General features: G+C 60.9%; 30 protein-coding genes. 23 read left to right on the top strand and 7 right to left on the bottom strand.

The features are described from left to right. Nucleotides 1-293: 293 nt before the first annotated feature. The 12 genes from ABJ99_RS01900 (at nucleotide 294) to lipA (ending at nucleotide 11,706) form a co-directional block, all read left to right on the top strand. Nucleotides 294-1,559, top strand: a complete 1,266-nt coding sequence (locus tag ABJ99_RS01900) for a glutamate-5-semialdehyde dehydrogenase (protein ID WP_054084384.1) — start codon at nucleotides 294-296, stop codon at nucleotides 1,557-1,559. A 40-nt stretch (nucleotides 1,560-1,599) separates the two neighbouring features. Further along, complete coding sequence (gene nadD, locus ABJ99_RS01895; RefSeq protein ID WP_074801071.1) at nucleotides 1,600-2,241, top strand: nicotinate-nucleotide adenylyltransferase; 642 nt, start codon at nucleotides 1,600-1,602, stop codon at nucleotides 2,239-2,241. Between the two features lie 59 nt (nucleotides 2,242-2,300). Continuing rightward, entirely contained in the window at nucleotides 2,301-2,687 is a 387-nt protein-coding gene (rsfS, locus tag ABJ99_RS01890) for a ribosome silencing factor (RefSeq protein ID WP_007250896.1), read from the top strand. A 9-nt stretch (nucleotides 2,688-2,696) separates the two neighbouring features. After that, entirely contained in the window at nucleotides 2,697-3,164 is a 468-nt protein-coding gene (rlmH, locus tag ABJ99_RS01885) for a 23S rRNA (pseudouridine(1915)-N(3))-methyltransferase RlmH (protein ID WP_054084382.1), read from the top strand. 28 nt (nucleotides 3,165-3,192) lie between these two features. Further along, nucleotides 3,193-5,088, top strand: a complete 1,896-nt coding sequence (gene mrdA / locus ABJ99_RS01880; protein ID WP_054084381.1) for a penicillin-binding protein 2 — start codon at nucleotides 3,193-3,195, stop codon at nucleotides 5,086-5,088. Nucleotides 5,089-5,119: 31 nt separating this feature from the next. Then, on the top strand, nucleotides 5,120-6,223 hold the full coding sequence (rodA, locus tag ABJ99_RS01875; protein ID WP_007250893.1) for a rod shape-determining protein RodA: 1,104 nt from the start codon (nucleotides 5,120-5,122) through the stop codon (nucleotides 6,221-6,223). 17 nt (nucleotides 6,224-6,240) lie between these two features. Beyond that, complete coding sequence (gene mltB / locus ABJ99_RS01870) at nucleotides 6,241-7,248, top strand: lytic murein transglycosylase B (protein WP_054084380.1); 1,008 nt, start codon at nucleotides 6,241-6,243, stop codon at nucleotides 7,246-7,248. Next, on the top strand, nucleotides 7,248-8,279 hold the full coding sequence (locus ABJ99_RS01865) for a septal ring lytic transglycosylase RlpA family protein (protein ID WP_054084379.1): 1,032 nt from the start codon (nucleotides 7,248-7,250) through the stop codon (nucleotides 8,277-8,279). The genes mltB and ABJ99_RS01865 overlap by 1 nt, the downstream gene beginning before the upstream one ends. 241 nt (nucleotides 8,280-8,520) lie before the next feature. After that, a complete protein-coding gene (locus ABJ99_RS01860; RefSeq protein WP_054084378.1) occupies nucleotides 8,521-9,681 on the top strand; it encodes a D-alanyl-D-alanine carboxypeptidase family protein in 1,161 nt (386 codons plus the stop codon). Nucleotides 9,682-9,774: 93 nt separating this feature from the next. Then, nucleotides 9,775-10,050 (top strand): DUF493 domain-containing protein, encoded by a 276-nt coding sequence (locus ABJ99_RS01855; protein ID WP_054084377.1) that lies wholly within the window; start codon nucleotides 9,775-9,777, stop codon nucleotides 10,048-10,050. Continuing rightward, the gene (lipB, locus tag ABJ99_RS01850; protein WP_054084376.1) at nucleotides 10,050-10,706 is read left to right on the top strand and encodes a lipoyl(octanoyl) transferase LipB; all 657 of its coding nucleotides are present in this window, start codon (nucleotides 10,050-10,052) and stop codon (nucleotides 10,704-10,706) included. Before ABJ99_RS01855 ends, lipB begins: the two co-directional genes overlap by 1 nt. After that, the gene (lipA, locus tag ABJ99_RS01845; RefSeq protein WP_054084375.1) at nucleotides 10,699-11,706 is read left to right on the top strand and encodes a lipoyl synthase; all 1,008 of its coding nucleotides are present in this window, start codon (nucleotides 10,699-10,701) and stop codon (nucleotides 11,704-11,706) included. Before lipB ends, lipA begins: the two co-directional genes overlap by 8 nt. A 76-nt stretch (nucleotides 11,707-11,782) precedes the next feature. Here the strand turns inward: lipA and ABJ99_RS01840 are convergent, their stop codons facing one another. The 5 genes from ABJ99_RS01840 to ABJ99_RS01820 form a co-directional block, all read right to left on the bottom strand. Next, entirely contained in the window at nucleotides 11,783-12,469 is a 687-nt protein-coding gene (locus ABJ99_RS01840) for an OmpW/AlkL family protein (RefSeq protein WP_054084374.1), read from the bottom strand. Between the two features lie 103 nt (nucleotides 12,470-12,572). Further along, nucleotides 12,573-13,097, bottom strand: a complete 525-nt coding sequence (locus ABJ99_RS01835; RefSeq protein ID WP_054084373.1) for a DUF3299 domain-containing protein — start codon at nucleotides 13,095-13,097, stop codon at nucleotides 12,573-12,575. Between the two features lie 8 nt (nucleotides 13,098-13,105). Further along, nucleotides 13,106-14,371 carry an ABC transporter permease gene (locus ABJ99_RS01830; RefSeq protein WP_007250883.1) on the bottom strand — a complete coding sequence of 422 codons (1,266 nt, stop codon included), beginning with the start codon at nucleotides 14,369-14,371 and terminating at the stop codon, nucleotides 13,106-13,108. 1 nt (nucleotide 14,372) lies between these two features. Then, nucleotides 14,373-15,083 (bottom strand): ABC transporter ATP-binding protein, encoded by a 711-nt coding sequence (locus ABJ99_RS01825; RefSeq protein ID WP_054084372.1) that lies wholly within the window; start codon nucleotides 15,081-15,083, stop codon nucleotides 14,373-14,375. A gap of 69 nt (nucleotides 15,084-15,152) precedes the next feature. Beyond that, complete coding sequence (locus tag ABJ99_RS01820) at nucleotides 15,153-15,740, bottom strand: DUF2796 domain-containing protein (RefSeq protein WP_054084371.1); 588 nt, start codon at nucleotides 15,738-15,740, stop codon at nucleotides 15,153-15,155. Between the two features lie 301 nt (nucleotides 15,741-16,041). Between ABJ99_RS01820 and ABJ99_RS01815 the strand changes: the two genes are divergently transcribed. Further along, complete coding sequence (locus tag ABJ99_RS01815) at nucleotides 16,042-16,464, top strand: nuclear transport factor 2 family protein (RefSeq protein WP_054084370.1); 423 nt, start codon at nucleotides 16,042-16,044, stop codon at nucleotides 16,462-16,464. A 62-nt stretch (nucleotides 16,465-16,526) separates the two neighbouring features. Beyond that, complete coding sequence (locus tag ABJ99_RS01810; RefSeq protein ID WP_054084369.1) at nucleotides 16,527-16,880, top strand: hypothetical protein; 354 nt, start codon at nucleotides 16,527-16,529, stop codon at nucleotides 16,878-16,880. Between the two features lie 48 nt (nucleotides 16,881-16,928). Here ABJ99_RS01810 and trxA read toward each other — a convergent pair whose 3' ends face one another. After that, complete coding sequence (gene trxA, locus ABJ99_RS01805; protein ID WP_054084368.1) at nucleotides 16,929-17,801, bottom strand: thioredoxin; 873 nt, start codon at nucleotides 17,799-17,801, stop codon at nucleotides 16,929-16,931. 198 nt (nucleotides 17,802-17,999) lie between these two features. Then, nucleotides 18,000-18,449 (bottom strand): hypothetical protein, encoded by a 450-nt coding sequence (locus ABJ99_RS01800; protein WP_054084367.1) that lies wholly within the window; start codon nucleotides 18,447-18,449, stop codon nucleotides 18,000-18,002. 176 nt (nucleotides 18,450-18,625) lie between these two features. Between ABJ99_RS01800 and nrdR the strand changes: the two genes are divergently transcribed. From nrdR to ABJ99_RS01755, 9 genes are all read left to right on the top strand, one after another. Continuing rightward, nucleotides 18,626-19,090: a transcriptional regulator NrdR gene (nrdR, locus tag ABJ99_RS01795; RefSeq protein ID WP_007250876.1), complete on the top strand. Its 465-nt coding sequence runs from the start codon at nucleotides 18,626-18,628 to the stop codon at nucleotides 19,088-19,090. Next, nucleotides 19,087-20,232 (top strand): bifunctional diaminohydroxyphosphoribosylaminopyrimidine deaminase/5-amino-6-(5-phosphoribosylamino)uracil reductase RibD, encoded by a 1,146-nt coding sequence (gene ribD, locus ABJ99_RS01790; protein ID WP_080377974.1) that lies wholly within the window; start codon nucleotides 19,087-19,089, stop codon nucleotides 20,230-20,232. Before nrdR ends, ribD begins: the two co-directional genes overlap by 4 nt. Before the next feature lie 46 nt (nucleotides 20,233-20,278). Next, entirely contained in the window at nucleotides 20,279-20,941 is a 663-nt protein-coding gene (locus ABJ99_RS01785) for a riboflavin synthase (protein WP_054084365.1), read from the top strand. A 16-nt stretch (nucleotides 20,942-20,957) separates the two neighbouring features. After that, nucleotides 20,958-22,049: a bifunctional 3,4-dihydroxy-2-butanone-4-phosphate synthase/GTP cyclohydrolase II gene (gene ribBA, locus ABJ99_RS01780; RefSeq protein WP_054084364.1), complete on the top strand. Its 1,092-nt coding sequence runs from the start codon at nucleotides 20,958-20,960 to the stop codon at nucleotides 22,047-22,049. Between the two features lie 130 nt (nucleotides 22,050-22,179). Continuing rightward, the gene (ribH, locus tag ABJ99_RS01775; protein ID WP_024646173.1) at nucleotides 22,180-22,656 is read left to right on the top strand and encodes a 6,7-dimethyl-8-ribityllumazine synthase; all 477 of its coding nucleotides are present in this window, start codon (nucleotides 22,180-22,182) and stop codon (nucleotides 22,654-22,656) included. Then, complete coding sequence (gene nusB / locus ABJ99_RS01770) at nucleotides 22,653-23,150, top strand: transcription antitermination factor NusB (RefSeq protein ID WP_054084363.1); 498 nt, start codon at nucleotides 22,653-22,655, stop codon at nucleotides 23,148-23,150. The genes ribH and nusB overlap by 4 nt, the downstream gene beginning before the upstream one ends. A 15-nt stretch (nucleotides 23,151-23,165) precedes the next feature. Further along, nucleotides 23,166-24,131 (top strand): thiamine-phosphate kinase, encoded by a 966-nt coding sequence (gene thiL, locus ABJ99_RS01765; RefSeq protein ID WP_054084362.1) that lies wholly within the window; start codon nucleotides 23,166-23,168, stop codon nucleotides 24,129-24,131. 134 nt (nucleotides 24,132-24,265) lie between these two features. Further along, complete coding sequence (ribA, locus tag ABJ99_RS01760) at nucleotides 24,266-24,883, top strand: GTP cyclohydrolase II (protein ID WP_054084361.1); 618 nt, start codon at nucleotides 24,266-24,268, stop codon at nucleotides 24,881-24,883. After that, a complete protein-coding gene (locus ABJ99_RS01755) occupies nucleotides 24,880-25,293 on the top strand; it encodes a hypothetical protein (RefSeq protein WP_054084360.1) in 414 nt (137 codons plus the stop codon). The genes ribA and ABJ99_RS01755 overlap by 4 nt, the downstream gene beginning before the upstream one ends. The last annotated feature ends 154 nt before the right edge of the window (nucleotides 25,294-25,447 follow it).

The raw sequence follows: 25,447 nt of genomic DNA, 5'->3' as shown, positions 1-25,447 counted from the left end.
GAACCGGCAGCAAAACCGGTGCATACGGTGTATCAGGCACATAAAGGAGGCCTGTTTCAGGGCCGCTTCGCAACCCATCGCGGACAAGCGAAGTGTCGCCCGGTTCGCTCCCACGGCCTTCGGCCAGAATCAATAGCGGACTTGTGCGTAGCGACGAGTGCTGAGCGTGATGAGCGTTGGTCTGCGCAAGAAATCTGCGCACTGTTATCGACCATCCGCCTGTCTGCGCTGTCGTTCGTGCCCCACGACAGCTATAATCGGCCGCTTTCCTCTTTGCCAAGACCTCTGAGACCATGACCGAGTCCGTTCTTGACTACATGACCCGCCTGGGTCGCGCCGCCCGCGAAGCATCGCGCGTGATCGGTCGTGCCAGCACTGCGCAGAAGAACCGCGCCCTGCTCGCCACTGCTGCTGCGCTGGATGCGGCTCGCGACGAGCTGTCTGCCGCCAACGCGCTGGACCTGGCCAACGGTCAGGCCAGCGGGCTCGAGCCGGCCATGCTGGAACGTCTCGCCCTGACCCCCGCACGCATCGACAGCATGATCGTCGGGTTGCGTCAGGTCGCCAGCCTCGCCGACCCGGTCGGCGCGATCCGCGACATGAGCTATCGGCCGTCGGGTATCCAGGTCGGCAAGATGCGCGTGCCGTTGGGCGTGGTGGGCATCATCTACGAGTCGCGTCCGAACGTGACCATCGACGCCGCCAGCCTGTGTCTGAAGTCCGGTAACGCAACCATTTTGCGTGGCGGCTCCGAGGCGATTCACTCCAACCGCGCCATTGCGGCCTGCATCGAGCGCGGTCTGGCCGAGGCCGGTTTGCCTGCGGCGGTGGTGCAAGTGGTGGAAACCACCGACCGTGCTGCGGTTGGCGCGCTGATCACCATGCCCGAGTACGTGGACGTCATCGTCCCGCGCGGCGGCAAGGGTTTGATCGAGCGGGTCAGCCGTGACGCGCGGGTGCCGGTCATCAAGCATCTTGACGGTATTTGCCACGTGTATGTCAGCGCGCACGCCGACCTGCCCAAGGCACAGAAAATCGCCTTCAACGCCAAGACCTATCGTTACGGTATCTGCGGCGCGATGGAAACCCTGCTGGTCGATCAGACCATTGCCGCTGATTTTCTGCCGCCGATGGCAGCGCAGTTCCGCGAGAAGGGTGTCGAGTTGCGCGGCTGTGAACGCACCCGCGAGCTGATCGACGTCATTGCCGCGACCGAAGAGGACTGGCACACCGAGTACCTGGCGGCGATCTTGTCGATTCGCGTCGTCAGCGGGCTGGACGAAGCCATCGAGCACATCAATCACTATGGCTCGCATCACAGTGATGCCATCGTTTCCGAGCATCAGAGCCAGATTCGCCGCTTCATGGCCGAGGTCGACTCCAGTTCGGTCATGATCAACGCGCCGACCAGCTTCGCTGACGGGTTCGAATACGGATTGGGTGCCGAGATAGGCATTTCTACTGATAAGCTGCACGCCCGCGGCCCGGTCGGACTGGAAGGCCTGACCTGCGAGAAGTACATTGTGATCGGCGACGGTCAATTGCGCGGGCAAGCCTGACTTGAGCGAGCCCGTGGCTGTGCCGCCCAGACGTATCGGCATGCTCGGCGGGACGTTCGACCCGGTTCATATCGGTCACTTGCGCGGTGCGCTGGAAGTGGCCGAACTACTGGAACTCGATGAGTTGCGCTTGACGCCCAGCGCCAGGCCTCCGCATCGTGACATGCCGAGCGTTACCGCTCAGGACCGTCTGGCGATGGTCCGCAGTGCGGTGGCCGGTGTGTCGCCCTTGACGGTGGATGACCGTGAACTGAAACGGGACAAACCGTCGTATACCCTCGACACACTGGAATCGATGCGCGCAGAACTCGCGCCTCAGGACCAGTTGTTTCTGTTGCTGGGTTGGGATGCCTTTTGCGGGCTGCCGACCTGGCACCGGTGGGAAGAACTGCTGGAGCACTGCCATATCGTGGTGCTGCAACGCCCGGACGCGGACAGCGAGTCGCCGGATGCCATGCGCAACCTGCTGGCGGCACGCGCAGTCAGCGATCCGAAGGCCCTGAAAGGGCCGGGCGGACAGATTACATTCGTCTGGCAGACGCCTTTATCGGTGTCTGCCACCCAGATCCGTCAACTGCTGGCCAGCGGTAAGTCGGTACGTTTTCTGGTGCCAGACGCGGTACTGGCCTATATCGATGTGCACGGGCTTTACCGTGCGCCGAACACAGATGGGTTGCCCTGAAACGCTTTTATCGACAAGCGTCTGGGCGGTCCCACACATACGAGCTGAATGAGTTTTATATGACAAAGCAAAAAATGAGCAGTGAAGAAGTCGTCAAGGTTGCCGTTGCAGCCCTCGAAGAGATCAAGGGTGCCGACATCCTGACCATCGACGTGCGTGACAAGACCAGCATCGCCGATTACATGCTGATCTGCACCGGTACTTCCAACCGCCAGCTGAACGCACTGGTCGACAGCGTCCGTGACAAGGTCAAGGCTGCCGGTCTGAAGTCCCTGAGCGAAGAAGGCAAGGGCGACAGCGACTGGGTGCTGCTCGACCTGGGCGACGTGATCGTGCACGTGATGACTGCCGCTGCGCGCCAGTTCTACGACCTTGAGCGTCTGTGGCAGGGTGCCGAGCAAAGCCGTGCTGCCAGCGCTGCGCACCATACTCCAGGCCACGAATAAGGCATCACTGTGCGTTTGCGTCTGATCGCGGTGGGTTCGCGCATGCCCAAGTGGGTTGAGGAAGGCTGGCACGAGTACGCCAAGCGTATGCCCGCCGAACTCGCCCTTGAACTGGTGGAAATTCCGCTCAATACCCGTGGCAAGAACGCCGACGTTGCGCGCTTTATCCGTCAGGAAGGCGAAGCGATGCTGGCGAAAGTGCAGCCGGGCGAGCGGATTGTCACGCTGGAAGTGCAGGGCAAACCCTGGAGCACCGAACAGTTGGCGGTCGAGCTTGATCGCTGGCGTCTCGATGCGCGCACGGTCAACCTGATGGTGGGCGGCCCGGAGGGGTTGGCACCTGAGGTCTGTGCCCGCAGCGAGCAACGCTGGTCGCTGTCACCGCTGACCTTGCCGCACCCGCTGGTGCGCATCCTGATCGGCGAGCAGATGTATCGCGCCTGGACGGTCCTGTCCGGGCACCCTTATCACAAGTAGCATTGTCTTTACTGTGAACACGGCCTAAATGTCTCAACCGATCCGCCTCAAAGACCACGAAAAAGACGCACGTCTGGTGCGCGGCAGGGTCGTGTTCGGTGCTGTGGCGATCGTGTTGCTGGTATGTGTGCTGATCGCGCGACTTTATTACCTGCAAGTCATTCAGTACGACTATCACTCCACGCTCTCGGAAAACAACCGTGTTCACGTGCAGCCGATTCCGCCCAGTCGTGGCCTGATCTACGACCGCAACGGCGTCGTGGTGGCCGACAACCGGCCCAGCTTCAGCCTGACCATGACGCGTGAGCGCTCTGGCGAATGGTCCAGCGTGCTCGACACCATCGTGGATATTTTGCAGCTCACCCCCGATGACCGGATCATTTTCGAAAAGCGCATGAAGCAGGGGCGTCGGCCCTTCGAGCCGGTGCCGATCCTGTTCGAGTTGAGCGAAGAGCAGATCGCCCTGATCGCCGTCAACCAGTTCCGCCTGCCGGGCGTCGAAGTGGTGGCGCAGCTGGTGCGTCACTACCCGCAGGGGCCGCATTTTGCGCATTCGGTCGGCTACATGGGGCGCATCAACGAAAAAGAGCTCAAGAGCCTCGATCCCATCAATTACAGCGGCACCCACCATATCGGCAAGACCGGTATCGAGCGCTTCTACGAGCCCGAACTGCATGGTCAGGTCGGCTACGAAGAGGTCGAGACCAATGCCCGTGGCCGCGTATTGCGCGTGCTCAAACGCACGGATCCGATCCCCGGCAAGGACATTGTCCTGAGCCTCGACATCAATCTGCAGGAAGCCGCCGAAGCTGCGTTGGGCGGGCGTCGGGGCGCCGTTGTGGCACTTGAGCCGAGTACCGGGGAAGTGCTGGCGATGGTCAGTGCACCCAGTTTCGATCCGAACCTGTTCGTGACCGGCATCAGTTTCAAGGCGTATGCCGAGCTGCGCGATTCCATCGACCGGCCGCTGTTCAACCGTATCCTGCGCGGCCTTTATCCGCCGGGCTCGACTATCAAGCCTGCAGTGGCGATTGCGGCGCTGGATGCCGGCGTCGTGACGCCCGCTACGCGCGTGTTCGACCCAGGCTATTACCAGCTGCCCAATTACGATCACAAGTATCGTAACTGGAATCGGACCGGTGATGGCTGGGTGGACCTGGATGCAGCGATCATGCGATCAAATGACACGTATTTCTACGATCTTGCGCACAAGCTGGGCATCGACCGGCTGGCGACCTACATGAACAAGTTCGGCATCGGCGAAAAGGTCTCGCTGGACATGTTCGAAGAGTCGCCCGGTCTGATGCCGTCACGCGACTGGAAGCGCGCGACCCGCCGTCAGGCCTGGTTCCCGGGCGAAACGCTCATTCTCGGGATCGGTCAGGGCTACATGCAGGCTACGCCGCTGCAACTGGCGCAGGCCACGGCGCTGGTGGCCAACAAAGGTGTATGGAACCGGCCGCACCTGGCCCGAACCATCGAGGGCAAGCCGCCGGTGGACGAGAACCCGATGCCGAACATCGTGCTGCGTGATCCGGCCAACTGGGCGCGGGTCAATCACGGCATGCAGGAAGTGATGCACGGCGCACGCGGTACGGCACGCAAGGCGGCCATCGGTGCGCAATACCGGATTGCCGGCAAGAGCGGTACGGCGCAGGTCGTGGCGATCAAGCAGGGCGAGAAATATGACCGTACCAAGGTCCAGGAGCGCCATCGCGACCACGCCTTGTTCGTCGGCTTCGCGCCGGCCGACAACCCGAAAATCGTGGTTGCCGTGATGGTCGAGAACGGCGAGTCCGGCTCCGGCGTTGCGGCGCCGGTCGTGCGTCAGGTCATGGACGCGTGGCTGCTCGACGAAAATGGCCATCTCAAGCCTGAGTATGCCGGTTCCCAGAATCTGGAGGCTGCGGCCCGTGAAGAGTAATTTTGACCGCATCCTGTCCAGCGAAGACGTGATGCGCCGCCGCGCCACGTTTCTGCAGCGCATTCATATCGACGGTCCTTTGCTGATTCTGTTGCTGACGCTGGCAGCGGGCAGCCTGTTCGTGCTGTATTCGGCCAGCGGCAAGAACTGGGATCTGCTGATCAAGCAGGCCAGTTCGTTCGGCATCGGTCTGGTGGCGATGGTGGTGATCGCGCAACTCGAGCCCCGATTCATGGCGCGCTGGGTGCCGGTGCTGTATGTCATCGGCGTTTTGTTGCTGGTGGTGGTGGACGTCATGGGCCACAACGCCATGGGCGCGACCCGCTGGATCAACATTCCCGGTGTGATCCGCTTCCAGCCTTCGGAATTTCTCAAGATCATCATGCCGGCGACCATCGCCTGGTACCTGTCCAAGCGCACGCTGCCGCCGCATCTCAAGCACGTCGCGGTCAGTCTGGCGTTGATCGGTGTGCCGTTCGTGCTGATCGTGCGCCAGCCCGATCTCGGCACGTCGTTGCTGATTCTGGCTTCCGGTGCGTTCGTGCTGTTCATGGCTGGCCTGCGCTGGCGCTGGATTCTCAGTGTGCTGGCGGCGGCCGTACCTGCGGCGGTCGCCATGTGGTTCTTCTTCATGCATGACTATCAGAAGCAGCGCGTGCTGACGTTTCTCGATCCGGAAAGCGATCCGCTGGGCACCGGCTGGAACATCATTCAGTCCAAGGCTGCCATCGGTTCGGGCGGGGTGTTCGGCAAGGGCTGGCTGCTGGGTACTCAGTCGCACCTGGATTTTCTGCCGGAAAGCCACACCGACTTCATTATTGCGGTGCTGGGCGAAGAGTTCGGGCTGGTGGGCATTTGTGCGCTGCTGATCATCTATATGCTGCTGATCGGTCGCGGGCTGGTGATCACCGCGCAGGCACAGACGCTATTCGGCAAATTGCTGGCCGGCGCGCTGACCATGACATTTTTTGTTTACGTTTTCGTCAACATCGGTATGGTCAGTGGCCTGATGCCGGTGGTGGGCGTGCCGCTGCCCTTCATTAGCTACGGCGGAACTTCGCTGGTGACGCTACTGTCAGCGTTTGGAGTTTTGATGTCGATCCATACACATCGTAAATGGATCGCACAGGTTTGATTAAGGTGAACTATTCAATGCAAGCAGTGCTTAACTGGGCTCGATATGCTCCAGTGGTCGGTCTGGTAGGCATCCTTGGCTCAGTGCAGGAAGTGCTCGCCGGTGATTATGAGGGTTCGCCTCAGGTCGCTGAATTCGTCGGTGAACTGACCCGCGATCACGGCTTTGCCGGTGAGCAACTGATGAGCCTGTTTCGTGAGGTCGAGCGCAAGCAGGCCATTCTCGATGCGATTTCCCGCCCGGCCGAACGGGTCAGGCAGTGGAAGGATTATCGGCCGATGTTCCTGACCGACGCACGTATCGCCCGCGGTGTCGACTTCTGGCGTCAGCACGAAGCGGCACTGACGCGTGCCGAGCAGGAATATGGTGTGCCGGCGCAGATCATCGTGTCGATTATCGGCGTGGAAACCTTTTTCGGCCGCAACACCGGTAATTACCGGGTGATCGATGCGCTTTCGACTCTTGGCTTCGATTACCCGCCACGCGCGCCGTTCTTCCGCAAGGAACTGCGTGAGTTCCTGCTGCTGGCGCGCGAGCAGCAGGTTGACCCGCTGACGCTCAAAGGCTCGTATGCCGGTGCGATGGGGCTGCCGCAGTTCATGCCGAGCAGCTTTCGCGCGTATGCCGTGGATTTCGACGGCGACGGTCACATCAATATCTGGACCGACCCGGACGATGCCATCGGCAGTGTCGCCAGTTATTTCAAACGACACGGATGGGTTGCCGGTCAGCCAGTCGTCAGCCGCGCCACGGCACGCGGTGACCGCGTCGATGAGGGCTTGAGCCCGGCGCTCGACCCGGTAATGTCGGTTGGGGAGTTGCGAGGGTTGGGCTGGGCAAGTCATGATGCGCTGCGCGATGATATGCCGGTGACGGCGTTTCGTCTGGACGGTGACGCGGGTCCCGAATACTGGCTGGGTCTGAACAATTTTTATGCAATCACTCGTTATAACCGCAGCGTGATGTACGCCATGGCCGTGTATCAGCTGTCTGAATCGTTGGTTCAAGCTCGAGGCGTCAAGTAATGCGGGCATTGCCGATTCTTCAATCATTCAAGCTTCTGGCGTTGACTGGCCTGGCTGTGCTGGTCGCCAGCTGTTCGTCGCCATCGCGCACGACGACCTCCACGCAGGCGCCGAAAGGCGGGGCCGTGGTGCGCTCGATGCCGGGGCTGGACATCAACCGTGCTCACAAGGACGGCGCGCCGTGGTGGGATGTGGACGTTTCGCGTATCCCGGATGCGACGCCGACCCTGCACACCGGTGCCTACAAGGCCAACCCTTACACCGTGCTGGGCAAGACCTATTTCCCGATGAGCGATTCCAAGCGTTACGTCGCTTCGGGCACCGCTTCCTGGTATGGCACCAAGTTTCACGGTCAGAACACCGCCAACGGCGAAGTGTATGACCTGTACGGCATGAGCGCCGCGCACAAGACTCTGCCGTTGCCCAGCTACGTCAAAGTGACCAACCTGGACAACAACCGCACCGTCATCCTGCGTGTCAACGACCGAGGCCCGTTCTATTCGGACCGCATCATCGACCTGTCGTATGCTGCTGCCAAAAAGCTGGGTTACGCCGAAACCGGTACGGCCCGGGTCAAGGTCGAAGGTATCGACCCGCAGGAATGGTGGGCGCAGCGTGGCCGTCCGGCGCCGCTGATGCTCAATCAGCCGCAGGTAATGGCCCAGGCGACGCCGCCCGCGCTGTCCACTTCGACCGGCACGGTCGAACAGTACACGCCGCCGCCCCAGCAGCACGCAGCACCGGTCGTGCCGTTGCAGGTTGATGCAAAAAAAAACGCTTCAGGACAAGCCTCTGGGCTGTTTCTCCAGGTGGGAGCCTTCGCCAACCCGGACGCTGCGGAGCTCCTGAGGTCGAAGCTGAGCGGGATGGTCAGAGCGCCGGTTTTCGTCAGCTCGATAGCACGCAATCAGCAAACGCTGTATCGGGTGCGGATGGGACCGATCGACACGCAGGGTGAAGCCCAGCAGCTGCAAAACAGCGTCAGGTCGGCCAATCTGGGCCAGCCGAGCGTTGTGACATCGGATCAGTAAACGTTTTTGACAGTCGCCCTCTGGCAACAAATGGAGGGCGGGATGCAGTCGCAGGCAGCGTGATTTGCCATAGGGCAAGCGTTGCAGGCAACTGTCCACAAGGTCGTGTGTCGAACAGGCGACTTTGTCAGCCAGGGCTACAGCCTGGCGCCACGAGCCGTACCGAGGCGCTTTCGCTTCGCCGGTCTGTTCAGTTTTGCCCGCAAGGGCATGTTTGCCCATTAGGATTCTCGAGAGACGGATGAACATCACCACCTTTGCAAAACGTTTGTGCCTGCTTGTTCCACTGATTGTCACCCCGGCTGCCTGGGCTGCAGAGCAGATGACGCCTGCCGCACCGCAACTGGCGGCCAAGGCCTACGTGCTGATGGACGCTACCAGTGGCAACGTTCTGGTCGAGAACAACGGTGATCAGCGTCTGGCGCCTGCCAGTCTGACCAAGTTGATGACGGCCTACATCGCGACCCTGGAAATCCGTCGCGGCCAGATCGGCGAGAACGATCCGGTGACCATCAGTGAAAACGCCTGGCGCACAGGCGGTTCGCGGATGTTCATCAAGGTCGGCAGCCAGGTGACGGTCAGCGACCTGCTGCACGGCATCATCATTCAATCGGGCAACGACGCCAGCGTCGCGATCTCCGAGCATATTGCCGGCAGCGAAGATGCCTTTGCCGACATGATGAACAAGACGGCTGCCGATCTGGGCATGACCAACAGTCACTTCATGAACCCGACCGGCCTGCCAAACCCGGAGCACTACTCGTCGGCTCACGACATGGCGATCCTGGCCCGTGCGATCATTCACGAAGACCCGGCTCACTATGCGATCTACTCGCAGAAAGAGTTCTTCTGGAACGGCATCAAGCAGCCTAACCGCAACCTGCTGCTGTGGCGTGACAAGACCGTTGACGGTCTGAAAACCGGTCACACCGACGAAGCGGGCTACTGCATGGTGTCCTCGGCTGTGCGTGATGGCATGCGTCTGATTGCCGTGGTGTTCGGCACCAACAGCGAACAGGCCCGTGCAGCTGAAACCCAGAAGCTGCTGACGTACGGCTTCCGTTTCTTCGAAACCCAGAACTTCTACCAGAAGGGCACCGAGCTGGCTCAGGCCACGGTCTGGAAAGGCACCGAGCGTCAGGTCAAGGCCGGTCTGGCTGAAGATCTGAGCATGACCATGCCAAAAGGCGACATGAAGAAGCTGTCTGCCAGCATGACCATGAACCCGCAGCTGATTGCGCCCATCGCCAAGGGCGACGTGATCGGCAAGGTTGAAGTCAAGAAGGACGATCAGGTGGTTCACACCGCTAATCTGATCGCGCTTGAAGCGGTCGAGGAAGGTGGCATTTTCCGCCGCGTGTGGGATAGCATCCGCCTGTTCTTCTACGGCTTGTTCAACTGACCCTCCAGTAACTACTGCCGACCTTCTCGCGGCCTGCTCATGATCTGAGCGGGCTGCGTGTCCGTCGTCACGGCTTGTGAGACCTTTACTGCCATGACCGATACCGACGTCAAGTCGCACAAAATCGAATTCCCCTGCAATGACTACCCGATCAAGATTATCGGTGACACCAGTGTGGGCTTTACGGCTGCCGTAATGGAAGTGCTTGAAAAGCACGCTACGGTCGACCTCAAGACGCTGGCCGAGCGTCAGAGCAGCAACGGCAAATACACCACTGTCCAGCTGCACATCATCGCCACCGGCGAAGACCAGTTGCGCGACATCAATAGCGCCCTTCGTGCTACGGGTTTCGTGCACATGGTGCTCTGATGAGTGGTGCCCTGGGATTTCGTGATCTGGGTCTGATCGATTACGAAACCGCCTGGCACGCCATGCAGCGCTTCACCGACGGGCGTGGGCGGGACGCGGCTGACGAAGTCTGGCTGGTCCAGCACCCGCCGGTTTTCACTCAGGGGCAGTCCGGTAAACCCGAGCATTTGCTGTTGCCGGGCAATATTCCTGTCGTACAGGTCGATCGTGGCGGCCAAGTGACTTATCATGGCCCGGGCCAACTGGTCGCTTACCTGATGCTGGATGTCAGGCGCCTTGGCTTCGGTGTGCGCGATCTGGTCACCCGGATCGAAAACACGCTCATTGCCTTGCTGGCCGATTATGGCGTGACGGCAGTTGCCAAGGCCGATGCGCCGGGCGTGTACGTCAACGGCGCAAAAATCGCGTCGCTAGGCCTGCGTATCCGCAACGGCTGTTCGTTTCATGGTCTGGCGCTGAACGTCGACATGGATCTGGAGCCGTTCCGCCGGATCAACCCGTGCGGCTACGCCGGGCTGGCCATGACCCAGCTAAGCGATCAGGCAGGGCAGATAGAATTTTCCGAGGTTAGTGCCCGGCTGCGTGCGCAGCTCGTCAACCACCTCGACTACGCTGAGCAGGCGACCCTTACGGGCGGAATAAACCAATATGACTGAAACCGTGCAAACCCTGATCCCGACGCTTGACGTTTCCGAGCGTGTGGCCCGTCCGAAAGTCGAAGCCGGCGTCAAGCTGCGCGGAGCGGAGAAGGTTGCGCGCATCCCGGTCAAGATCATTCCGACCGTCGATCTACCGAAGAAGCCCGACTGGATTCGCGTGCGCATCCCGGTTTCCCCGGAAGTCGACCGTATCAAGCAACTGCTGCGCAAGCACAAGCTGCACAGCGTTTGCGAGGAGGCGTCCTGCCCGAACCTGGGCGAATGCTTCTCCGGCGGCACTGCAACGTTCATGATCATGGGCGACATCTGCACCCGTCGTTGCCCGTTCTGCGACGTGGGCCACGGCCGCCCGAAGGCGCTGAACGCCGACGAGCCAAAGAGCCTCGCCATTGCCATCGCTGATCTGCGTCTGAAGTACGTGGTGATCACCTCGGTAGACCGCGATGACTTGCGTGACGGCGGTGCTCAGCACTTCGCTGACTGCATCCGCGAGATTCGTCTGCTGTCACCGGGCGTCCAGCTCGAAACGCTGGTGCCCGACTACCGTGGGCGCATGGACGTAGCGCTGGAAATCACCGCAGCCGAGCCACCGGATGTGTTCAACCACAACCTGGAAACCGTGCCGCGCCTGTACAAGGCTGCGCGTCCGGGTTCGGATTACCAGTGGTCGCTGACCCTGTTGCAACGCTTCAAGCAGATGGTCCCGCACGTCCCGACCAAATCCGGGCTGATGCTGGGGCTGGGCGAGACTGACGAGGAAGTCATCGAAGTCATGAAGCGCATGCGCGAGCACGACATCGACATGCTGACCCTGGGCCAGTACTTGCAGCCGTCGCGCAACCACCTGGCGGTGCAGCGCTTCGTCCATCCGGACACCTTCGCCTGGTTCGCCGAGGAAGGGTACAAGATGGGCTTCAAGAACGTCGCCTCGGGCCCGCTGGTCCGCTCTTCGTACCACGCCGACGAGCAGGCCAAGATCGCCAAATCGATGCTCTGATAGCGGTGCTTGCCATAAAACACGAAGGCACCCGATGAGGGTGCCTTTGTGTTTGTGGCGGTTGAAGATGTGCAGGTCAGAATTTGTAACCCACACCGACCATGTACACCCACGGGTCTATATCCACATCGACTTTGGTCCGGCCGACCGCCAGGGCAGACGGGCCGTCCACGGTGGCCTGGGTGTCGATGTCGACGTACCAGACCGAAGCGTTGACCAGCACCTTGTCAGTGATCATGTAGTCCATGCCCAACTGGGCGGCCAGACCCACCGAGTCCTTGAGTTTGAGGTTGCTGAAGCCCTGATTCTTGCGGTCGCTCGTCAGGTCATTGTCGAAGAACGTGGTGTAGTTGATGCCCACGCCCGCATAAGGTTGAAATCTGGACGAAGGCTCCATCGGGTAGTACTGCAGCGACAGGGTCGGCGGCAGATGCTTGATATCGGCCAGCTTGCCGTCCAGCCCGGGGCCCAGGCCTTTGACGGACACGGTGTGGTTGAACGGCGTGGCGGCCAGCAATTCGATGCCGACATGGTTGGTCAGCATGTAGGCGAAGGTCAGGCCGAGCTGGGTGTCGCCATTCAGGGTCGCCTTGGTGCCGGAAACCCTGGCACCATCGAGCCGGACTTCGCCGCTGTCTTCGTTGGGCTGAACGTGCGCGGCGCCGGCGCGAACGATGAAATCGCCTTTTTCGTAGGCCTGTGCCGCGACCGGGGCGGTGATGGCAAGCGCGACAAGAGACGCGCGTAGCAAATGCTTGTTCATGGAGGCTCCAGAGATCATTCAAAATTTATGGGCGTAATGTTAAAGCGCTGTCGAGCGGCGACTTTGACTCAGCTCAATGAAATCACTGGGAACCTCGTCATCCTTATGAATCCGGCAACTCGTAGACAAGAATCTTGTCTGCCTGCATCTGATAACCCGCTTCTGCCAGTTCGCTGCTTGACGACTTGGCCTGCATCGGTCCTTCGATCCAGTACGGCTGATACAGCTCATCGACCTTCACGCCCAGCTCACTCGTGACATGCACGATCTGGTTCGCTGGTGGCGGCGGCACATGGATGCAGGCGCCGAAATACGGCACCAGCAAAAACTCCGTCACTCTGCCTTCCTCACTGACCTGAAGCGGCACGATATAGCCCGGTAAACGCACCAGTTTTCCATCCAGCGCCTTGACCACCGGTGCGTGCGGGGCCAATTGATGGGCCGCAGGCGCCGCTTCCATGGCCAGTGCATCGGACAGCTTCGACAGGTCGTGCAGTGGCGCCGTGACCGGTTTCACCACAGGTGCGTCGGGTGGAATCATGTCATTCCAGGTCAGTTCACGCGGCTCGGCGGCCCACACTTGAGTGGTAACCGAGAGCAGCAGAGTGAGTAGCATGCGCCGCATCATGAAGGTCCTCATAAACGAATCGACAGTCCATCGGCCAGTGACTGCCTGTAGGCTCGCCAGGCTGGCACGGTTCCCATCAACAGCGCGCAACCGAGAATGCCACCCAGTAATGTCCATTCATATTGGCCAGGTGGCATAGACGAGAGGTACAGGCCGTAGTTTTCGAGCACATAGTCGCGGGCCGCGAAAATGCCGATATAGAGCAGTGCAAGGCCGCTGACGACTCCGGCCAGCGCCAGCGCGAAGGCCTCCAGTATAAGCAGGCTGGCGATATGCCAGGGGCGCGCGCCTACCGAGCGCAGAATCGCCATTTCCCGGCGGCGTTCGTTGAGGCTGGTGAGAATCGCGGTGAGCATGCCGATCAGGCCGGTCAGCACCACGAACAGCGAAATCACGAACAAGGCCTTTTCGGCAGTGCCCATCAAACCCCACAGTTCCTGCAAGGCCACGCCCGGCAGAATAGCCAGCATCGGCTCACCCCGGTATTCATTGATCTCGCGTTGCAGGCTGAACGTTGAAATCTTGCTGTTCAGGCCCAGCATGAAGGCGGTAATCGCGCTGGGTGTCAGGTCCATGTTGCGTGCCTGATCGGCGGAAATGCGTTCATTGCCGCGTGCCGGCGCGCCGTTGTGCCAATCGATATGAATGGCTTCCATGCCGCCCAGGCTGATGTGCAGCGTACGGTCCACCGGCGTGCCGGTCGGTTTGAGAATGCCGACCACGGTGAACGGTTTGTCGTCGTGCTTGACCAGGCTGATCGCCGCCACACCGTGCGCCAGCACCAGCTTGTCGCCCAGCGTGTAATGCAGCGCCTTGGCGACTTCGGAGCCCAGCACCACTTCGAACGGGTCGGTCTGGAACTCGCGGCCCTCGGCCATTTCCAGGTGTTGCTGACGACCGAACTGGTAATGCTCGAAATACGCTTCGTTGGTGCCCATCACCCGATAGCCCCGGTGCGAGTCGCCCAGCGAAATCGGGATCGCCCATTTGACCTGTTTGCTTTGCGCGAAATGCTCGAAGCTGTCCCAGCGTATGTTGTTGGTGGCATTGCCGATGCGGAACACCGAATACAGCAGCAGGTTGATCGAGCCGGAGCGCGCGCCGACGATCAGGTCGGTGCCGCTGATGGTGCTGGCGAAACTGGCACGTGCTTCGGTGCGCACGCGTTCCACGGCCAGCAGCAGGCAAACCGACAGGGCAATGGCAAAGGCGGTGAGAAAGGCGGTGAAGCGGCGGTTGGCCAGGCTGGCGATGGCCAGACGAAACAGATACATCTCAGATCTCCACAGCGACGGCAGCGCGATTCAGGTCGCTCAACGACAGATTGCGATCAAACAAGGGGGCCAGGCTCTGGTCATGGCTGACGAACAGCAGGCTGGCCCCGGCCTCGCGGCATTCGGCGAACAGCAGGCGGATGAACGCCTCACGCGAATCGGCATCCAGCGCGGATGTCGGCTCGTCGGCAATCACCAGTTCCGGCTGGCCGATCAATGCTCTGGCGGCGGCCACGCGCTGCTGCTGGCCAATGGATAGCGAGTCGGCGCGACGGGCGAGCATCGCCGGATCTTTCAGGCCCAGGTGGGCGAGCAGGGTGGTCGTGGCGTTTTCCACACTGCCGTGGCGTTGTTTGGCTCGCTCGGCGCGCACCCTGGAAAAGTGGCAGGGCAGCTCGATGTTTTCTCGCACCGACAGGAACGGCAACAGGTTGAACTGCTGGAAGATGTAGCCGGTGTGATCGACACGAAAACGGTCACGCGCTGCTGACGACAGGCTCGACAGTTCCTGATTCAGCAGGCGAATGCTGCCGCTGACCGGCTTTTGCACGCCGCCGAGCAAACCCAGCAGCGTGGTTTTGCCGCTGCCGCTGGGGCCTTTGAGAAACAGGGTTTCACCGGTTTGCAGGCGGAAGCTGGGGATGTCCAGCAGTTGAGGATGGCCGGGCCAGTTGAAGCTCAGGTCCGACAACTCGATCAGTGCTTGGGTCATGTCGTGACTCATGCTCGGTTGGAAATTAAAAGACCGGGCCAGGCCCGGTCGTGGTGCCGCAGGGTGCGATCAGAATTTCAGGGTCGGATTCGCTGCAATCACTTCTGCGCCCGACTGGCCGCTCGGCGAAATCAGTTGTACCTGAAGCTTCTTGGTGTCGGGAAAGGTTTTGAAGATTTGCGACAGGTCGAGCTTGCGCAGTACCGCCGGTGCGTCGCAGACGAACTTGTAATGACCGTGGATTTCACTGTGCTCATGATGATCGGCGTCGCCTGCTTTGGCGTGCTCTTCATGATCGTCATCCTTGTCGCCAAACAATGGGCTTTCCAGCTTCACCGACGTGGCCGAACAGTTGGCGGCGTCGGCAATGCTGAACAGCGCATTGGGCTTGAGCAGCAATTCACGCGCCCTGGCGACCTTGGCCTTGTCTTCGTCTAACGTGGCAACGTGTTCGAAGCCCACAATATTCATGGCCGGGCTGTCGAATTCGAACTCCAGCGTCTTGCCTTCCAGCCCCACATTCAGACGCCCGACACCGTGCTCGTGCGCGCCAAGGCTGCCGTGTTCTCCGCCATGATCATGATCGTGTTCTTCAGCCGCGTGGGCGGCAACCATTGGCAGCAGGGCAAAGGGCAGGGCAAGTAGCAGACGGCGCATAGCGAACTCCGGGGTATCATTCAAAAAACTGTTATGTGATCTTATAACAATCATGTCAGTGCGTGGACGTGTTTTTTCTCGTCGTGCGGATCATCGCACCGCTGCGCGCCGGCATTCTACCGTGTGATCCGGAATACCAGACCCGGTGCTTATGCCGAATGGGTCTCACACTGTGCATCATCAAGTCCTACGCTGGAAAATGAAAATCGCTACGCCAGCGCCGGATGCGTTCGGAGGATTTTCATCGCCAGCCGGGACATGCGCTTGACCTGGATCGAGTGCGCTATCAAGGAAGATACCCATGAACAAGCTCCATCCGAACAGGGAAATACTGCGTGCGGTGTACAAGGATCTGACACGCATTACTGAATTTGCCGATGCCGACATCGTGCTGCATAAAGCGGATCAGGGGGCGGGAGGCGGGTTATCCATCGCCATCGGCAAAGATGCGGTGCTTTCCCACGAGATCAATCTGCTCAGGCGCACCCGTCAGACCTTGTACATGGACGTCCACGATATTGTCGCCAACGATCACTTCGGCTCGGTGGTGGGCGAGATGCGCGCCAGTTGCGAGGGGCGGAAAATCATCATGCCGTTCTGCGGCCTGTGGCGGTTTCGTGATGGCAGAATTGTCGAACACTGGGAACACGTCTACAACGTGCGGGCGCTGGGCGACTTCATGAACGGTAAGGAACCGACCATCAGCCAGTGGCGTTACGCCTGAGCGATGGGCAGCGCGGTCAGCCTGTGGGAGCATGTGCGCCTGATTGTCAGCAGGTACACATCATGTTGCGTATTCGTGGAAGCATAGGCCAGTGGCCGTTGGATTTGACCCTTGAACTGGACGAAGGCGACTGGGCCCGGCTGGGGGCGCAGCTCAAAGCGGTCGCGCCCGAGGTGTCGGCAGCGGTGGTTGAAAGCAAGCCGGTCAATCCGGACGACAGGCTGTGGCAGGTCGCTCAGGAATTGCTGCACAAGGCCGGCCACATGAGCGGACCGGATCTGTTGGCGCAACTGGAAGGGCTGACCGGCAGCACGGCAGCCGGCAAGCATTTACTGGTGCGCTTGCGTCATTCGGCCAACGTGAAAGTCGAGAGCAGCGGGGATGCGCCGTTGTACAGCTGGATCGAGACAGTCTGATCTGACGACCCACGACAGGCACCGCTGTGATGCCTGTCGTCGGAGGGGTCAGTACAGTGCAGCAAACAGCTTGCGGCGGTAGGCGGTGACCAGCGGGTGATCATTGCCCAGCAGGTCGAACACTTGCAGCAGCGTTTTGTGCGGCAGGCCTTCGGCGTAATTGCGGTTGCGAATGAACAGTTTGAGCAGGCCGTCGAGTGCGGCTTCGTACTGCTGGCGCGACAGCTGCTGGATCGCCAGTTGGTGCGCGGCTTCGTCATCCTGCGGGTTTTGCGCCAGGCGGCTTTTCAGCTCGGCGGCATCCGGCAGAGTGGCGGCCTCAGCGAGAAACGTCAGTTGCGCCTTGGCGCCGGCCAGCTCGGCTTTGTGTGCATCGCCCGTTACGGCGTCCAGCACCGCTTTGGCTTCGCTCAGCTCGCCACGCTCCGCCAGGCAGCGCGCGTACAGAATCAGCGCGGCCGCGTTGGTGTTGTCTTCGCCCAGCAGCACCTTGAGCACCGCCTCGGCCTCGGAGAAGCGGCTTTCGGCGAACAGCGCTTGCGCCTGCTTGAGCGGGTCGGCGGCTGGCGGTGGCGGCATGACGACGTGCTGCTCGAGAATCTTGCGGATCTCTGATTCCGGCTGGGCCCCGGCAAAACCATCCACCGGCTGGCCGTCCTTGAACAGCACCACGGTTGGCAGGCTGCGAATACCGAAGCGTGCGACGACATCCGGCTCGGCGTCGCAATCGACCTTGGCCAGCAACAGTTCACCCTGATAGCTCTCGGTGATCTGCTGCAAGAGGGGCATCAAAACCTTGCAGGGCGCACACCACTCGGCCCAGAAATCGACCAGTACGGGCTGGTCGAATGACTTGTCGATCACTAACTGATCGAAGGTCGCGGTGGTCGCGTCGAAGATGTAAGCAGTGTCCTGGCTCATTGCGCGTCTCGAAGATTCTGAATGCCGCCAACTATAAAGCCCGCAGGGCAATGCTGAAAGCGGCGTATCGGACTCTTGCTCCAATGCTCCGCGTTGGCATGCCTGCTGGAGCGGGGGTAAGCAACTATCGTGCGACGCAGAGCATCGAGAAATGCATTCCGCCGCTCAAGCATGCGCAACGATCACCTCAACTGTCGATCATGGTGCCTTGACGAACTGCAGCTGCCCCAATGCCTGCGTGGCTGGCTGGCCGATACGCATCGACGGCAGGTGCAGGATCAACTGCCCGGACTGGCTGGCGCGGCCGCGCAGCTCCACACGTCCCCCTACCGGAAATGCTTCCGGATTGAAGCGCAGCTGGAACGGCAGCGACTGGCCGTTGCCTTTGAGCAAGGTGTTGGTCAGCAGCTTCTGCGGACGACCCCGGTCGTCGATCACCAGCATCGCCAGCTCGACTTCGGCCCCGGCCGGTACACCCAGCAGCTGCCCGCTGATTTCACGCTGAAAAGGTTGCAGCGGTCCTGGCCCGGCCGGCAGTTTGATCGACGGAGCAACCGGTGGCGGTGCAGCAGGTTTCGGGGCGTCATTGCTGCTGCATGCGGCCAGCAAGCCGACGAGGCCTAGCAAAAACAGGGTTCGTAGCGTCATCAAAAGCTCCACAAGGCAAAAATCAAAAGGCTGCGCGACGCCAGAGCTGCAGTATTACCGAGTGCGGGCAATTTAACATCGCTTTAATGCGCGTCTATATACCGTAAAGGCCCAGCCTTGTCTTGCCGACAGGATGCGCTAACATGGCGCTCCTCACTCTTTCGTTGCCAGCCACCATGCACTGTCCCTTCTGCGGTGCCAATGACACCAAAGTCATCGACTCCCGCCTCGTCGCCGAAGGCGAGCAAGTACGCCGCCGACGCGAATGCCTGGCCTGTGTCGAGCGTTTCACAACGTTCGAGACCGCCGAGCTGGTCTTGCCGCGTCTGATCAAGCAGGACGGCAGCCGTCAGCCTTTCGATGAAGAAAAACTGCGCGCCGGCATGCAGCGCGCCCTTGAAAAGCGTCCGGTGAGTGTCGAGCGACTTGAAGCGGCGCTGGCGCATATCAAGCACAAGCTGCGGGCAACCGGCGAACGTGAAGTCAAATCGCTGGTCGTCGGCGAACTGGTCATGGCCGAACTGCAAAAGCTCGACGAAGTGGCCTATATCCGTTTCGCGTCGGTGTATCGCCGTTTTCAGGATCTCAACGAATTTCGTGAAGAAATCGACCGTCTGGCCCGCGAGCCGGGTAAGGAATGAGTGCTTTGTTGACTGAGCAGGCTGCCCTCGACGTTCAATGCATGGCGCGTGCGCTGGAACTGGCGCGCAAAGGCCTTTATTCCACGCACCCCAACCCGCGAGTCGGCTGCGTCATCGTGCGCGACGGCCAGATTGTCGGTGAGGGCTGGCATGCGCGAGCAGGCGAGCCCCATGCTGAAGTGCATGCCTTGCGTCAGGCAGGTGAGCGTGCCAGAGGCGCGACCGCCTACGTTACGCTTGAGCCGTGCAGCCATCAGGGGCGTACGCCGCCCTGTGCCGATGCGCTGGTGGATGCCGGGCTGGCGCGTGTGGTTGCCGCGATGCAGGACCCCAATCCGGAAGTTTCCGGTCGCGGCCTGCTGCGCCTGATGAATGCCGGCATCGGCGTTCAGTGCGGCGTGCTGGAAAGCGAAGCGCGTGCGCTGAACAAAGGCTTTCTCAAACGCATGGAGACCGGTCGGCCCTATGTCAGGGTCAAACTGGCCATGAGCCTGGATGGTCGAACGGCCATGGCCAGCGGTGAAAGCCAGTGGATAACCGGCCCCGAAGCCCGCTCTGCGGTGCAACGTCTGCGCGCACGGTCAAGCGTCGTACTGACGGGCGCGGATACCGTGCTGGCAGACAACGCCCGCCTGACCGTGCGCCCTGATGAACTGGGGCTCGACGCCGAAATGAGCGCCCTGGCCGCCACGTGTCCACCATTGCGCGTCCTGATTGACGGCCGCCTGCGTGTGCCGCTGGATGCGCCGTTTTTTCAGGCCGGCAGCGCGCTGGTCGTGACCTGTGCGGCCGCGTCGGCACGGGGCCGTTACCAGGAAGAAGGCCACGAAATGCTGGCACTGGCCGACAGCGCGGGTCACGTGGACCTGCGCAAACTGATGGGCGAACTGGCAAACCGTGGCGTCAACGAGGTACTGGTCGAGGCCGGTCCGCGTCTGGCGGGTGCTTTTGCGCGTCTCGGGCTGGTTGACGAATTTCAGATTTTCATCGCCGGCAAGTTTCTCGGCTCATCGGCCCGGCCGCTGCTCGATCTACCGCTGGCGCAGATGAGTGAAGCGCTGGAACTGCAGATCGTGGAAATGCGAGCCGTCGGCAATGACTGGCGAGTCATTGCTCTCCCTGTCTCTGTACCCGGCGTATAATTCCCGGCTTCGCCTAGCGCGCAGCCCTTGTTCTCCCGGAGGACCCATGTTTACCGGCATTATCGAATCAATCGGCAGCATCCGCGCCCTGACTCCCAAGGGTGGCGACGTCCGCGTTTACGTGGAAACCGGCAAGCTCGACCTGAGCGATGTCAAACTCGGCGACAGCATTTCCGTTAATGGCGTGTGCCTGACCGCTGTCGAATTGCCTGGCGACGGTTTCTGGGCAGACGTCAGCCGCGAAACCCTGACGGTTACCGCGTTCGTCGATCTCAGGAGCGGCAGCCGGGTCAACCTGGAAAAAGCCCTGACGCCTACCACGCGTCTTGGCGGTCATCTGGTCAGCGGGCATGTCGACGGTGTCGGCGAAATTGTCTCTCGTGCCGAGAACGCCCGCGCCATTCAGTTTACGGTGCGTGCGCCGCGTGAACTGGCCAGATACATTGCCCACAAAGGCTCGATCACGGTCGACGGCACCAGCCTGACGGTCAATTCGGTCAATGGCGCGGAATTCGAACTGACCATCGTGCCTCACACCTGGAGCGAAACCATCATGGCTGACTACCAGCCTGGCCGTAAGGTCAATCTGGAGGTGGACTTGCTGGCGCGCTATCTGGAGCGTCTGTTGCTGGGCGACAAGGCCGCAGAACCGGGTCACGGCACGATCACCGAAAGCTTTCTGGCCGAGAATGGCTACCTGAAATCCTGAATCAAGGGGGTGCCGCGTGGCGCTCAACAGTATCGAAGAACTGGTTGAAGACATTCGCCAGGGCAAGATGGTCATCCTCATGGATGACGAAGACCGCGAGAACGAAGGCGACCTGATCATGGCTGCCGAGTGTGTAAAGCCCGAGCACATCAACTTCATGGCGCGTTTCGCCCGTGGCCTGATCTGCATGCCGATGACTCGCGAGCGTTGCGAAACCCTCAAGCTGCCGCTGATGGCGCCGCGTAATGGCTCCGGTTTCGGCACCAAGTTCACCGTCTCCATCGAAGCCGCCGAAGGCGTGACCACCGGTATTTCCGCCGCCGACCGCGCACGCACCGTGCAGGCCGCCGCCGCCAAAGAAGCCAAAGCCGAAGACATCGTCAGCCCGGGGCACATCTTCCCGCTGATGGCTCAGGCTGGTGGCACCCTGGCGCGCGCCGGTCATACCGAAGCTGCGTGCGATCTGGCGCGCATGGCCGGTTTCGAGCCTTCGGGGCTGATCTGCGAAGTCATGAATGACGACGGCACCATGTCGCGTCGCGCCGAACTCGAAGCATTTGCCCAGGAACACGACATCAAGATCGGCACCATCGCCGACCTGATTCACTACCGGATGATCCACGAACGTACCGTTCAGCGGATTGCCGAGCAGCCCATGGACAGTGAACTGGGCAGTTTCAACCTGGTGACTTACCGCGATTCGGTCGAGGGTGATGTGCATCTTGCGTTGACCCTGGGCAAAATCTGCGCAGAAGAACCGACGCTGGTTCGCGTCCATAACATGGACCCGCTGCGCGACCTGTTGATGGTCAGACAGCCCGGCCGCTGGAGCCTGCGCGCCGCCATGCGTGCGGTTAACGAGGCCGGCAGTGGCGTGGTGCTGTTGCTCGGTCACCCGCTGGATGGCGATGTATTGCTGGCGCATATCCGGGAAACCGCCGGGCAACAACCGATCAAGACACCGACCACGTACAGCACGGTCGGTGCCGGGTCGCAGATCCTGCGTGACCTCGGCGTGCGCAAAATGCGCCTGATGAGTTCACCCATGAAGTTCAATGCGATATCCGGTTTCGATCTGGAAGTTGTAGAATACGTGCCCTCCGAATAAATATCGGCAGGTCGAGGCGTGCGCAAGGCGGTTTTTTCGCTGGTTCCGGCCTGGCGGTTGCGATTCGTGGCCTAATATCCCTCAAAGTCCGCCCCAAGGCGGGCTTGCTCTTTAATACGAGACTCACCGAATGACCTTGAAGACCATCGAAGGTACTTTCATCGCTCCCCAGGGCCGTTACGCTCTGGTGGTTGGCCGTTTCAACAGCTTCGTCGTGGAAAGCCTGGTTAGCGGTGCTGTTGATGCGCTGGTACGCCACGGCGTCAGCGAAAGCGACATCACCATCATCCGCGCGCCGGGTGCTTTTGAAATTCCGCTGGTCGTGCAGAAAGTTGCCCAGCGCAGCGAGTTCTCGGCCATCGTCGCCTTGGGCGCGGTGATTCGTGGCGGTACGCCGCACTTCGAATACGTGGCAGGCGAGTGCGTCAAAGGCTTGTCCCAGGTGTCCATGGAATTCGGCATTCCCGTTGCCTTCGGTGTGTTGACGGTCGATTCGATCGAACAGGCCATTGAGCGTTCCGGCACCAAGGCCGGCAACAAAGGCGCTGAAGCTGCGCTGTCCGCTATCGAAATGGTCAGCCTGCTGTCGCAGTTGGAGGCCAAGTGATTTCCGACGATACCGACCAGTTCAACCCGCGCGACGCCAAATCGCCGGAAATCGCCAAAGGTAAGAGCGCCAAACGTCGCGAAGCGCGTCAGATGGCAACCCAGGCCTTGTATCAACGGCACATGGCTGGCCACGCGCTGAACGAAATCGAAGCACAGTTTCGCGTCGACAACGACTTCAGCAACGTTGACGGCACCTACTTCCGTGAGCTGCTGCACGGTGTGGCGACCAACCAGACCGAGATCGACGCTGCGCTGACGCCTTGCCTTGATCTGACCATCGAAGAGCTCGATCCGATTGAACTGGCGGTCTTGCGCCTGTCCACGTTCGAATTGCTCAAGCGCATCGACGTGCCTTATCGCGTGGTGATCAACGAAGGCATCGAGCTGGCCAAAGTCTATGGCTCCACTGACGGGCACAAGTTTGTCAACGGTGTGCTGGACAAGCTGGCACCGCGCCTGCGTGAAGTCGAAGTGAAGGCCTACAAGCGCTGATTTGCGCCTGACCTCATGGGAGAATTCGAGCTGATCCGCAATTACTTCGCCGCCGCGCCCTGTGCGCAGGTGGGCGAGGAAGTTGCTCTGGGGATTGGCGACGACTGCGCGCTGCTGGCGTTGCCGCCCGGCGAGCAGTTGGCGATCTCGACCGACACCCTGGTGGCCGGAGTGCACTTTCCTGATAGCTGCGACCCTTTTCTGCTCGGTCAGCGCGCCTTGGCAGTGTCTGCCAGCGATCTGGCGGCCATGGGCGCTCGTCCCGTTGCCTTTACCCTCGCCTTGACCGTGCCGCAGGTCGATGCCGACTGGCTGCAGGCGTTCGCGGGTGGTCTGAGCCTGATGGCGCAAGCCTGCACGCTGCGCCTGATCGGGGGCGACACTACACGTGGCCCCTTGAGCCTGACGCTGACGGTTTTTGGGGGTGTACCTGCCGGGCTTGCCCTGACGCGCAGCGGCGCTCGTGCAGGCGACCTGTTGTGTGTTGGCGGCGCACTCGGCGACGGCGCGGGTGCATTGCCACTGGTACTGAACCAGCGCAGTGCCGAGGCTTCGATTGCCGAACCGCTGTTGGCCCGTTACTGGTCGCCGCAACCTCAGTTGGCGCTGGGCCAGGCATTGCGCGGCAGGGCGACGTCGGCGCTGGATATCTCCGATGGCTTGCTCGCGGACTGCGGGCACATCGCCCTTGCGTCGGGCGTCCGGTTGTTGATCGAGCGCGACAGGTTGCCGATGTCAGAGCCTCTGCTGGCATTGCTCGGCTTGCCCGCCGCGCAACACGCCGCGCTAAGTGGTGGTGACGATTATGTTCTGGCGTTCACCCTGCCGCCTGCGCAATTATCCGATTTGCAGGCGGCTGGCTGGCCCGTGCATGTGATCGGGCGGGTAGAAACCGGGCAGGGCGTGGTCCTGATCGACAGTGCCGGTGCAGATATCACGCCAGACCTCCATGGTTACCAGCATTTCGGCGACGCGCAGTGAAGGAGCGATTCACGTCTATCCATCGAACTTTATGATCTAAATGCTCGAGAATTCAGCCTGAGCGCCTGTAGGAACCTGCTGTTACAATGCAAATCTTGCGAATTTCCAGTCTTCATACTGATCAGGAGCACACGGTGCCCGTCGTATTTGTCGCCGCTTCCAAACTGCCTACACCTTTTGCAGAATTTGCCATGCACGGCTTTGTCGAGTCGGCAACCGGCCGTGAGCACGTTGTCCTGAGTCTGGGTGACGTCGCGGATGGCGCCCCGGTGCTTGGCCGCGTGCATTCCGAATGCCTGACGGGAGACGCCCTTTTCAGTCAGCGTTGCGATTGTGGCTCTCAGCTTGAGGCCGCTCTGCGCGCGATCGCCACTGAGGGGCGCGGTGTATTGCTGTATCTGCGCCAGGAAGGGCGCGGTATCGGCCTGATGAACAAGATCCGCGCTTACGAATTGCAGGACGGCGGCGCTGATACGGTCGAAGCCAACGAGCGTCTGGGCTTTGCGGCCGACCAGCGTGATTATGCGATCTGCCTGCCGATGCTTCAGCATCTGGGCGTCCAGTCATTGCGGTTGATGACCAACAACCCGCGCAAGGTCAAAGCGCTGACCGAGATGGGCATCAAGGTTGCCGAGCGAGTGCCGCTGCACACCGGGCAGAACCCGCATAATCGCCTTTATCTGGCGACCAAGGCCGGCAAGCTGGGACACATGATGGGCAATGAGCATCAAAGCGAGGTCGGCCCGGCGTGACGCGCAGCGAGGTTCGCCAAAAGCTGGAAATGGCCTGGTGGCGTCAATTGGGTCTGACTCTGGCGCCGCTGTTGGTGGTCTGCCTGTTTTTTGGCTCCAGTGAATCGCTCATTCCGGTGCTGGCGATACCGCTGTTCATCGCAGGCATCGGCTCGATGTTTGTCAGTGTGAAGCCGTTCGGGGCTCACAAGCGTGCGTTGGCCGCCACCCAGGCCGCGATTGACACGCCCGAAGAGCCCGCCGCCTGGATCAAACTCGCCGCTGTGCGTCGCGTTGCATTGCTCGCCGCCGGGCTTCCCGCGTGGACTGCTGCAATCGCCGTACTGTTCGGCCTGCACCCGCTACCCGTCTGCCTGTTGGCGTTTTCCAGCGTTGTGCTGCTTTACCTGTATCGGCTGCCGACAGCCTGATACTGAGCATGCCTTGGGAAACCCGGAGAACAGCGCTTCTGCCCGGTCTGTTCCCACATAAGCGAAGGGCTGCCCGGTCCGCTATCCACAGCAGCCTCGAGTTCCCATAAATCAGGCTTCTGCCCGAAGGGCGTAGGAGCGGACTTGTCCGCGA

The organism is Pseudomonas syringae pv. cilantro (genome assembly GCF_001293775.1).
GTDB classification, from domain to species: Bacteria; Pseudomonadota; Gammaproteobacteria; order Pseudomonadales; family Pseudomonadaceae; genus Aquipseudomonas; species Aquipseudomonas syringae_P.
This window is presented reverse-complemented; position numbering and strand designations above follow the sequence as displayed.

Bases quoted from the DNA above. Each gene is read 5' to 3' on its own strand.
- ABJ99_RS01860 (WP_054084378.1), top strand. From the start codon at position 8,521: ATGAACATCACCACCTTTGCAAAACGTTTGTGCCTGCTTGTTCCACTG.
- ABJ99_RS01900 (WP_054084384.1), top strand. From the start codon at position 294: ATGACCGAGTCCGTTCTTGACTACATGACCCGCCTGGGTCGCGCCGCC.
- ABJ99_RS01825 (WP_054084372.1), bottom strand. From the start codon at position 15,083: ATGACCCAAGCACTGATCGAGTTGTCGGACCTGAGCTTCAACTGGCCC.
- mltB (WP_054084380.1), top strand. From the start codon at position 6,241: ATGCAAGCAGTGCTTAACTGGGCTCGATATGCTCCAGTGGTCGGTCTG.
- rodA (WP_007250893.1), top strand. From the start codon at position 5,120: ATGCGCCGCCGCGCCACGTTTCTGCAGCGCATTCATATCGACGGTCCT.
- ABJ99_RS01840 (WP_054084374.1), bottom strand. From the start codon at position 12,469: ATGAACAAGCATTTGCTACGCGCGTCTCTTGTCGCGCTTGCCATCACC.
- ribH (WP_024646173.1), top strand. From the start codon at position 22,180: ATGACCTTGAAGACCATCGAAGGTACTTTCATCGCTCCCCAGGGCCGT.
- ABJ99_RS01810 (WP_054084369.1), top strand. From the start codon at position 16,527: ATGTTGCGTATTCGTGGAAGCATAGGCCAGTGGCCGTTGGATTTGACC.
- ABJ99_RS01835 (WP_054084373.1), bottom strand. From the start codon at position 13,097: ATGATGCGGCGCATGCTACTCACTCTGCTGCTCTCGGTTACCACTCAA.
- lipB (WP_054084376.1), top strand. From the start codon at position 10,050: ATGAGTGGTGCCCTGGGATTTCGTGATCTGGGTCTGATCGATTACGAA.
- ABJ99_RS01855 (WP_054084377.1), top strand. From the start codon at position 9,775: ATGACCGATACCGACGTCAAGTCGCACAAAATCGAATTCCCCTGCAAT.
- ribD (WP_080377974.1), top strand. From the start codon at position 19,087: ATGAGTGCTTTGTTGACTGAGCAGGCTGCCCTCGACGTTCAATGCATG.
- ABJ99_RS01815 (WP_054084370.1), top strand. From the start codon at position 16,042: ATGAACAAGCTCCATCCGAACAGGGAAATACTGCGTGCGGTGTACAAG.
- ABJ99_RS01785 (WP_054084365.1), top strand. From the start codon at position 20,279: ATGTTTACCGGCATTATCGAATCAATCGGCAGCATCCGCGCCCTGACT.
- ABJ99_RS01830 (WP_007250883.1), bottom strand. From the start codon at position 14,371: ATGTATCTGTTTCGTCTGGCCATCGCCAGCCTGGCCAACCGCCGCTTC.
- nrdR (WP_007250876.1), top strand. From the start codon at position 18,626: ATGCACTGTCCCTTCTGCGGTGCCAATGACACCAAAGTCATCGACTCC.
- lipA (WP_054084375.1), top strand. From the start codon at position 10,699: ATGACTGAAACCGTGCAAACCCTGATCCCGACGCTTGACGTTTCCGAG.
- ABJ99_RS01820 (WP_054084371.1), bottom strand. From the start codon at position 15,740: ATGCGCCGTCTGCTACTTGCCCTGCCCTTTGCCCTGCTGCCAATGGTT.
- trxA (WP_054084368.1), bottom strand. From the start codon at position 17,801: ATGAGCCAGGACACTGCTTACATCTTCGACGCGACCACCGCGACCTTC.
- ABJ99_RS01865 (WP_054084379.1), top strand. From the start codon at position 7,248: ATGCGGGCATTGCCGATTCTTCAATCATTCAAGCTTCTGGCGTTGACT.
- mrdA (WP_054084381.1), top strand. From the start codon at position 3,193: ATGTCTCAACCGATCCGCCTCAAAGACCACGAAAAAGACGCACGTCTG.
- nadD (WP_074801071.1), top strand. From the start codon at position 1,600: ATGCTCGGCGGGACGTTCGACCCGGTTCATATCGGTCACTTGCGCGGT.
- ABJ99_RS01800 (WP_054084367.1), bottom strand. From the start codon at position 18,449: ATGACGCTACGAACCCTGTTTTTGCTAGGCCTCGTCGGCTTGCTGGCC.
- rsfS (WP_007250896.1), top strand. From the start codon at position 2,301: ATGACAAAGCAAAAAATGAGCAGTGAAGAAGTCGTCAAGGTTGCCGTT.
- thiL (WP_054084362.1), top strand. From the start codon at position 23,166: ATGGGAGAATTCGAGCTGATCCGCAATTACTTCGCCGCCGCGCCCTGT.